Origin of the sequence: Micromonospora sp. NPDC005087, from assembly GCF_042872965.1 — a bacterium.
Taxonomy (GTDB): Bacteria; Actinomycetota; Actinomycetes; order Mycobacteriales; family Micromonosporaceae; genus Micromonospora.
The window spans coordinates 1-7,016 of record NZ_JBIALB010000056.1 but is presented as its reverse complement, the minus strand read 5'-3'; the positions used below and the strand labels follow the sequence as shown (position 1 = coordinate 7,016).

Genomic DNA, 7,016 nt, shown 5'->3' with positions numbered 1-7,016 from the left:
GTGCCGACGGGCAGCCCACGGTCGAAGCCGAGCCGGTCCCGGGCCTTGTCGTCGAGGTCGTGGAGCCAGTCAGTGATCGCGGCGAACGACGACGCCCCGGCCAACACGGCACAGACCGCGACGGTGAGCAGCCCGCCCAGGGGGTAACGCACCCCACGCGGGTCGCGGGGATCCGTGACCGCCGACAAGGCGTCCACCAGTCCCGGTCTCTCACCCTCGGTGACTGCGCAGGGTGCCGCGTCAGGGCTGCTGGTGACTGCGGACAGTGCCGGGACCGGGCATGATGACATCGGCGGGTGCGGTCCTCGGGGTGTCGTGAAGCGTAGAGAACTCCATGATCACCATGGCGATCTCACCCGCTCATGCCGCCTCCACAGAGGCCACTCACCCCACAGATCGCCAGCTCAACGCCCCACCGCCCGACTACGCAATCGCCCTGCTCATCACCCCGAGCTTCGGCCGCCACACGCCGTTCACCTTTTCGAACGTCTCGAGGGACGCGACGCTCGTGCCGTAGCCGCTGCTGTAGACGACGATCAGCTGGCGGGTGCTGGCCGGAATGGTGTGTAGCCGGGAGGCGATATTGCTCTCTGCGGCCGGCGTCGCGGCCTTGCTGGTCGGGACGTGCGACGGCGACCGGCTGAGAGACGGCTTCGTGGACCGGCTCGCCGACGGCGACGGGGACCGGCTAGCCGAAAGCGACGGGGACCGGCTAGCCGGAGGCGATGAGGAGGGAATTGCGGACTCAGGTCCGGGAGCGCCGGTCACCGAGGTATCGACTAGAGTCGATCCAGCGTCCACCGTGTCGCTCTGGCCCGGAGCTGCGCAGGACGTGAGTCCGAGCCCGCCGAGCAGCGCCATCGCGATGGCACCGAACACAGCCCGCCTGAACGGCGTTCGCATTCCTACTCCTTCAATGGTTTTTGATATCCGCCACCGCCGCAGGGAGCATAGTGTTTCCGATACCCATGTCGACGCCCAGGTCGTCTCGGCTGCTGTCGGTCCGTCCGCACGACGATCCATGGCGGGCAGCAGCAACCTCTTCCTCCCGAACGCGGCTGCCGTGCATTGTCTGCTGCCATCGGTTGTCATCCCGCATCTTTTGCTGCCGCTCGGCGGCGCTGGTGCGGTCGCCAGCGACTGCGGGGAATCGGCTGTTCTTCATGGCGGCACCAGACTCCCTCGCCAGGTTGCCGAGGGGCGCCGGTGAGGATTTAAGAAGCACGTGTACTGATTTGCCGCCGACCGCGCGTTCGGCGTCGCCCTGCCGAAGCCGATGAGCGTGCAACTGTGCCGGAAGAGGACGCTGGCTGGCCCGTGGACAATGTTCGGATGGAGTTGCGACCCGAACTCTGCCCGCCGGTGGTCGAACCACAGCGCATCGCGGAGCTGTGTTCCGCCATCGAGACCATCGCAAGGCTGCTGGAGCGCGGCGAGTCGGCCGATGCAGCAATCGCCAGGTTCAACGCCGAAACCGGCCATGACTACGCAGCCGATCACTTCCTCACCTACTGGAAGTCTCGTAACCTCGAGGATTTCGCGCTCGAGGCCGCCCGACCGGCAAGGCCGGAGGTCGCCAACGTCACCCGCGACGAGCTGATCGAGATTGTCCGCCGGATACAGGCAGCCGACGACGACATCGACTACTACGTTCTGCTGCTGGACACCAACGTCCTGCACCCACGAGTCACCGATTTGATCTTCTGGCCGCCACCGGAGCTGGTCAACGCGTCACCCGGGGCCATCGTCGACGCGGCATTGAGCTACCGACCCATCGGTATGTGACCACGCGCCGTGACGCACGCTCATGCCTCTTGGGGTAGGTAGTCCGCCGTCGGGGCGTAGGACTCGAAACGGTCTTGGCAGCCCTGGTCCGCCTTCTCCAACACCTGCCCCTCGCCGGGCCAGTCCCTTCCCGACAACCCGAAGGCGGCGAAGACCTCGCCCTCGTGTGGTTGCGCACAGGAAACCGCCGGGCAGACTGAGAACGTTGTCGCTGTCTTCGAGGTCGTTGACACAGTCGCCCGGCCGCAGCTGCCGGGCTCGGGGTCCGGGCGTACGCCGAGGCCAGCAACCATCGGCCGAGGCCGACGGCCGCCGGGGCGTCGTGCCGCCCTGTCCAAGCTGCCAACCACCGGCCCTAGACGTGGGTATTCACGGTCCTGGCCGGCACCCACCTCGGCCACATCCACCGGGTCCGACCGCCCACCCCGCAGAGGGACCACTCGCCCTCGCTGCGCCAAAATGACGGACTGGCCGGGACGTAGTGCACGCTTGTCGTACGAGCACCATTCGAGCACCAATGCGGCCCGTAGGTGACGTACGACAAGAGGCGCCTGCCCCTGTCGTAGCAGGTCAAACGCCTCTTGATCTTGTGCGCCCGAAGGGACTCGAACCCCTAACCTTCTGATCCGGTGCGCCGTGAGGCGCTGTTGTTCGAGTGGAGGTGAAAGACCGCCACCGCCTGTCTGTCGCAGCAGGTGGGCGTAGCTGAGGGCAGCCTGCCGTGGGTGGTGCCGCGGAGGGTGGGAAGCAGCCCTGACAAAGCCGGGACGTGCCAGCACTGCCAGATGGTGCGGGTCCGGCGAGCGAGACGAAGAGGAGTACGCGAGGAACCGGCGTCATTACGTCCCTTAATGGGTTACCGGCTCGAACCTGGTGGATGAGGGCCGGAGGGCGGTAATTCCCTGGTCGCCTGCGCGGGCGGGGAAGCTTCCGGGTTGGGCAGGATCGCGGGTCCGGGAGGCCACGGGGAAGGTCTGCGGCGTACCCGTGGCAAGGCCGTCAGGGGCAAAGTCGGGCTCCTCCTTCGACGAACGAGCAGCAGTGAACACGGGAACCACCCGGTCGCGGTTCCCGACATCGCCGGTATCCAGCCGGAGGGTCGGGATAGGCGCACCGACCGCTGAACGGGCCGGGTGGGGCGGAGCCGCCGTAGTACTCCGAGCCGGGGAAAGCCCGGCACATGGGGAAGGGCGGCAGCGGTTACGCGAAGGGACGGATGCTGTAATGCCGCAAGACGCGCCGCCGAACGGCGACGCCCGCCCGGACGAGAGTCCGGTTCGGCGGGTAGCGGAGATGCAGGCCAAACTTCATCGTTGGGCGGCGGCCGATCCCGGCCGCCGGTTCGATGACCTGTTCAACCTCGTGCACGACCCGGCGACGCTGATCATGGCGTTCGACCGGGTCGCCGGTAACCGGGGCGCCCGCACTCCCGGCATCGACGGCCTGACCGTCGACCACGTCGAGGAGTCGATCGGCGTCCCCGGGTTCCTGACCGACCTGCGTGCCCAGTTGAAGGCGGGCACGTTCCGGCCGCTGCCGGTGCGGGAACGCAAGATCCCGAAGCCCGGCGGGTCGGGCAAGGTCCGCAAGCTCGGTATTCCGACCGTGGCGGACCGGGTCGTGCAGGCGGCGTTGAAGCTGGTGCTGGAGCCGATCTTCGAGGCCGACTTCGAGCCGGTCTCCTACGGGTTCCGACCCCAGCGGCGGGCCCAGGACGCGATCGCCGACATCCACCTCTACGGCACCAACGGGTACCGGTGGGTGCTCGACGCGGACATTGAAGCGTGCTTCGACTCCATCGACCACACCGTGTTGATGGACCGCGTCCGAGCAAGGGTGAAGGACAAACGCGTGCTGGCGCTGGTGAAGGCGTTCCTCAAAGCCGGAGTGCTCACCGAGCTCGGTGACCGGCGGAGCACCCACACCGGCACGCCGCAGGGCGGCATCCTGTCTCCGCTGCTGGCCAACATCGCGTTGTCGGTGCTCGACGAGCATCTGATGACGCCGTGGAAGCCGACGATGTCGACCAGCGGGCGTCGTAACTACCGGCGTGGTCGTGGGTTGCCGACGTGGCGGCTGGTCCGTTACGCCGACGACTTCGTGGTCCTGGTCCACGGGACCGAAGACCACACGGCCGCGCTGCGCGAGGACGTCGCCGCCGTGCTCGCCCCGCTGGGTCTGCGCTTGTCGCCGGCCAAGACGCGGATCGTGCACATGAGCGACGGGTTCGACTTCCTCGGATTCCACATCCGGTGGCGGCGCAAGCGAGGCTCGAACCGGTGGCATGTGTACACGTTCATCGCCCGGCGGCCGATCCGGTCGCTGAAGGCGAAGATCCGAGCACTGACCCGCAGGACATCACAGCAGGACCTGAGGTCCGTGCTGACCAGGCTCAACCAGGTCACGCACGGCTGGGCCACCTACTTCCGGCACGCCGTCGCCAAGCACACCTTCCACACCCTGGATCGGTTCGCCTGGCAACGGCTGATCAGGATGCTCATGCACCGGCACCGCTGGAACTGGAAGGCCGTCCGCAAACGGTTCACCATGCCGACCGGCAGGTGGCTACCCATCACCGCGGACGGGACCGAGCACCGGCCGATAGCGGCCATCTCCGTGACCCGCTACCGCCGACGCGCAATCCCCGGCCCCTGGCCTGCACCCGACAACGCCTGACGACAGCAACCGTGGAGAGCCCGTTGCGCGGAGACGTGCACGGCGGGTTCGGCGAGCGGCCTGGAGAAACGGACCAGCAGCAACGCGGGCACCGCGCTCCAGGCCGACTCAACTAGTCAGGAGGAGAGGTTACCCGCGACCTGCAGTTATGCGGGTTTGTCCGGAATCGGTATGTAGCAGTGTCGACGGAACGTGACGCTAGAATGCGTCTCCTTCCCTGGGCGTGCGCCCATGGGCGCGCGGGCGAAGTTGGAGCGTGGAGTGGCGAGGATCGAGCAGCGGGGCGAGTCGTGGCGGGTGCAGTGGCGGCTGTGTGACAGCAAGGGCGCTGTCCGCCGCGACGCCGCTGGCAAGCCCTTGTGGCAGTCGACGACATGGCCGTCCAGGGACCTGGCAACGCGGGCGAAGGACATCGCGAAGGGCCCACCGTCACCAGTGGACCGCCGACCAGGTCTACGACGCGATCCTCAAACCTTCTGACGACCATCCGTCGAAGGCGCCGACACTCACCGAGTGGTTCGCGGACTTCATCGAGTCGAAGACCCGCATCACGCGGGGTACGGAAGCCGGATACCGCCAGCAGTTCCGGGATCATATCGAGCCCGTGCTCGGCGCGAAGCCGTTGGATCGGATCACTGCAGTCGACGTCGGGAAGTGGCTCAACGGGCGCCGCGAGGCGGGCGTGAAGAACTCGACCCTCACGCGCGAGTTCGCGCTGCTGCACCAGACGCTGGGGGCAGCCCTCCGCGCGGGCTACATCGGACGAAACCCGTGCAAGGAAACGGACTTCGTTCGCGACCGCGTCGACGACGACGACACCGGCGAGGGCCGGGAGAAGTACCTGACCTGGCGCGAGTACGAGCTGGTGCGCGAGCGGTTCGCGCCGCAGTGGCACCCGCTGCTGGACTTCTTCGCCGAGACGGGGGCGCGGTGGTCGGAGGCGACCGCGCTGCAGGCGGGTGACATCGTGCACCCGACCGCGCGGTCACCCGGGGCGAAGGTGAAGATCACGCGAGCGTGGAAGCGCTCGGGCAAGGGCGACGACCGGTACCTGGGGCCGACGAAGGGGCGGAAGCGCCGGGAGGTGGGTATCGGCCAGGAGCTGTACGACACCCTGGCCGACCTCGCCCCCCGCAAGAAGGATGCCCTGGTGTTCCACGACGGCAACGGTGGCAGGATCCACTACTCCAACTTCTGGAACAGGACCTGGAAGCCGACGTTGATCGAGGCGCAGCGGTGCCCGGAGCACCCGCCGCCGCAGCGGGAGGAGCGGCGCGAAGGCGCGAGCGGCCGGTGCGGTGACTTCGGCGGCCGGACGAAGACCGGCGGGCCGTGCGGGGCGCGGGTGCCCGACGGGTACACCCGGTGCACGGGGCACATGGGGCCGGAGCCGGACGCGGTGTCGACGTGTGACTGTCCGGGGTGCTGCAGCTGGACGGGAAGGTGTACGGGCCGCACCTGCTGCGGCACAGCTTCGCGAGCTGGCTGTTCCTGAAGGGCGTGCCGCAGCTGACCATCTCGCGGGTGCTGGGGCACTCGACGACGATGGTGACCAGCGAGGTGTACGGGCACCTGATGCCGGAGTCCGACGACGCGGTCCTGACCGCCCTGCGGCGGATCAAGAATCGTCCCGACAAAGACTGAGGGGAAGACGAAGAACGCCCGGCCGAGGCCGGGCGTTCTTTCGTTGGGCTCGCGTCAGCCGGCCGTGCGGCGTCCGCCGGGCCCGCCGCCCCTGCCGGTCGCGGTGGTCCGGCATCTACTCACTGATCGATCGTCTGCGGTCCAGGTCCATCGCCCGCATCTTGCTCTGCTGGCGAGCTATCCGTCGCTCGGCGCGCCTGACTCACCAGCGCCTGGATCACCGCCGACGGGTTGACGCCACAGCGCTGGGCCTCCTCGAAAAGCCAGTTGAGGTCGCCCTCGCTCAGCTCCACCACGTACGCGTTCCTCGCCGGGCGGGGCTCGTACTCCACCTCCACCTCGCCCTGGTCGATCAAGTCGGTCCACCGCGCGTTCAACGCCCACAGCTCTTCAGGACTCAGTTTCACGGTCCCCTCCGAGTATCGTCCGGCCCACTCACGTCATTCTTGGTCAGTTGCCTGCCGCTAACCACCAAAACAAAACAAAGCCCCCACCGTCCGGCTTGGTCCTGGCCCTGGTCCTCGGACGCTCGGCAACTCGATCGGTTCGGTCCCGGGCCGGTTCAGTTTGGCCGGGGTTGCCCTGTCGCGATGGCACGACCCGAAGAGTACTGACCCGTGTCGGCGTACGGGTCAACGTGCCCAACCGGGTACGGCTGAACGTGCACAGGTCGGTAGCGGCGTTCAGCGATAGATTCCAGCGCGTCCGGTACCTGTTGCCGTCGACCCGGCAATCGCCTACTACGTGTCGGTATCCGAGCCGGGCCGAGACTGTGATTACTGAGCGTAATCGAACTGGCGCCCAACCGCCGCGCGCATCGCGGCAGACATCCCATGTTCTGAGGTTGTCAAGAAGTGGGCTGGAGATGTGCCCAGGCGGTTGCCTCGTCGTAGGTCGTATTGGTTTTGAGG

General features: G+C 67.5%; 8 protein-coding genes. 5 read left to right on the top strand and 3 right to left on the bottom strand.

The genetic code is table 11. The features are described 5' to 3' along the window. The coding region (locus tag ACFYPS_RS36635; protein WP_387331048.1) for a transposase family protein at positions 1-290 on the bottom strand (290 nt) is incomplete at its 3' end. A 44-nt stretch (positions 291-334) separates the two neighbouring features. On the opposite strand from ACFYPS_RS36635, the gene ACFYPS_RS36630 reads away from it, so the two are divergent. Continuing rightward, entirely contained in the window at positions 335-517 is a 183-nt protein-coding gene (locus ACFYPS_RS36630; RefSeq protein ID WP_387331045.1) for a hypothetical protein, read from the top strand. 396 nt (positions 518-913) lie between these two features. Here ACFYPS_RS36630 and ACFYPS_RS36625 read toward each other — a convergent pair whose 3' ends face one another. Next, positions 914-1,165: a hypothetical protein gene (locus tag ACFYPS_RS36625; protein ID WP_387331042.1), complete on the bottom strand. Its 252-nt coding sequence runs from the start codon at positions 1,163-1,165 to the stop codon at positions 914-916. 167 nt (positions 1,166-1,332) lie between these two features. Here ACFYPS_RS36625 and ACFYPS_RS36620 point away from each other — a divergent pair, with 167 nt between their 5' ends. From ACFYPS_RS36620 to ACFYPS_RS36605, 4 genes are all read left to right on the top strand, one after another. Beyond that, positions 1,333-1,785, top strand: a complete 453-nt coding sequence (locus ACFYPS_RS36620; protein ID WP_387331039.1) for a hypothetical protein — start codon at positions 1,333-1,335, stop codon at positions 1,783-1,785. 1,224 nt (positions 1,786-3,009) lie between these two features. After that, positions 3,010-4,461, top strand: coding sequence for a group II intron reverse transcriptase/maturase (gene ltrA / locus ACFYPS_RS36615; protein WP_387331037.1), 1,452 nt, complete (start codon positions 3,010-3,012; stop codon positions 4,459-4,461). A 223-nt stretch (positions 4,462-4,684) separates the two neighbouring features. Further along, positions 4,685-5,956, top strand: a complete 1,272-nt coding sequence (locus ACFYPS_RS36610; protein ID WP_387331035.1) for a tyrosine-type recombinase/integrase — start codon at positions 4,685-4,687, stop codon at positions 5,954-5,956. Further along, positions 5,905-6,105 carry a tyrosine-type recombinase/integrase gene (locus tag ACFYPS_RS36605; RefSeq protein WP_387331032.1) on the top strand — a complete coding sequence of 67 codons (201 nt, stop codon included), beginning with the start codon at positions 5,905-5,907 and terminating at the stop codon, positions 6,103-6,105. Before ACFYPS_RS36610 ends, ACFYPS_RS36605 begins: the two co-directional genes overlap by 52 nt. A gap of 119 nt (positions 6,106-6,224) precedes the next feature. On the opposite strand, the gene ACFYPS_RS36600 is transcribed toward ACFYPS_RS36605, so the two are convergent. Next, positions 6,225-6,512, bottom strand: coding sequence for a hypothetical protein (locus ACFYPS_RS36600; RefSeq protein WP_387331029.1), 288 nt, complete (start codon positions 6,510-6,512; stop codon positions 6,225-6,227). Positions 6,513-7,016 lie beyond the last annotated feature (504 nt).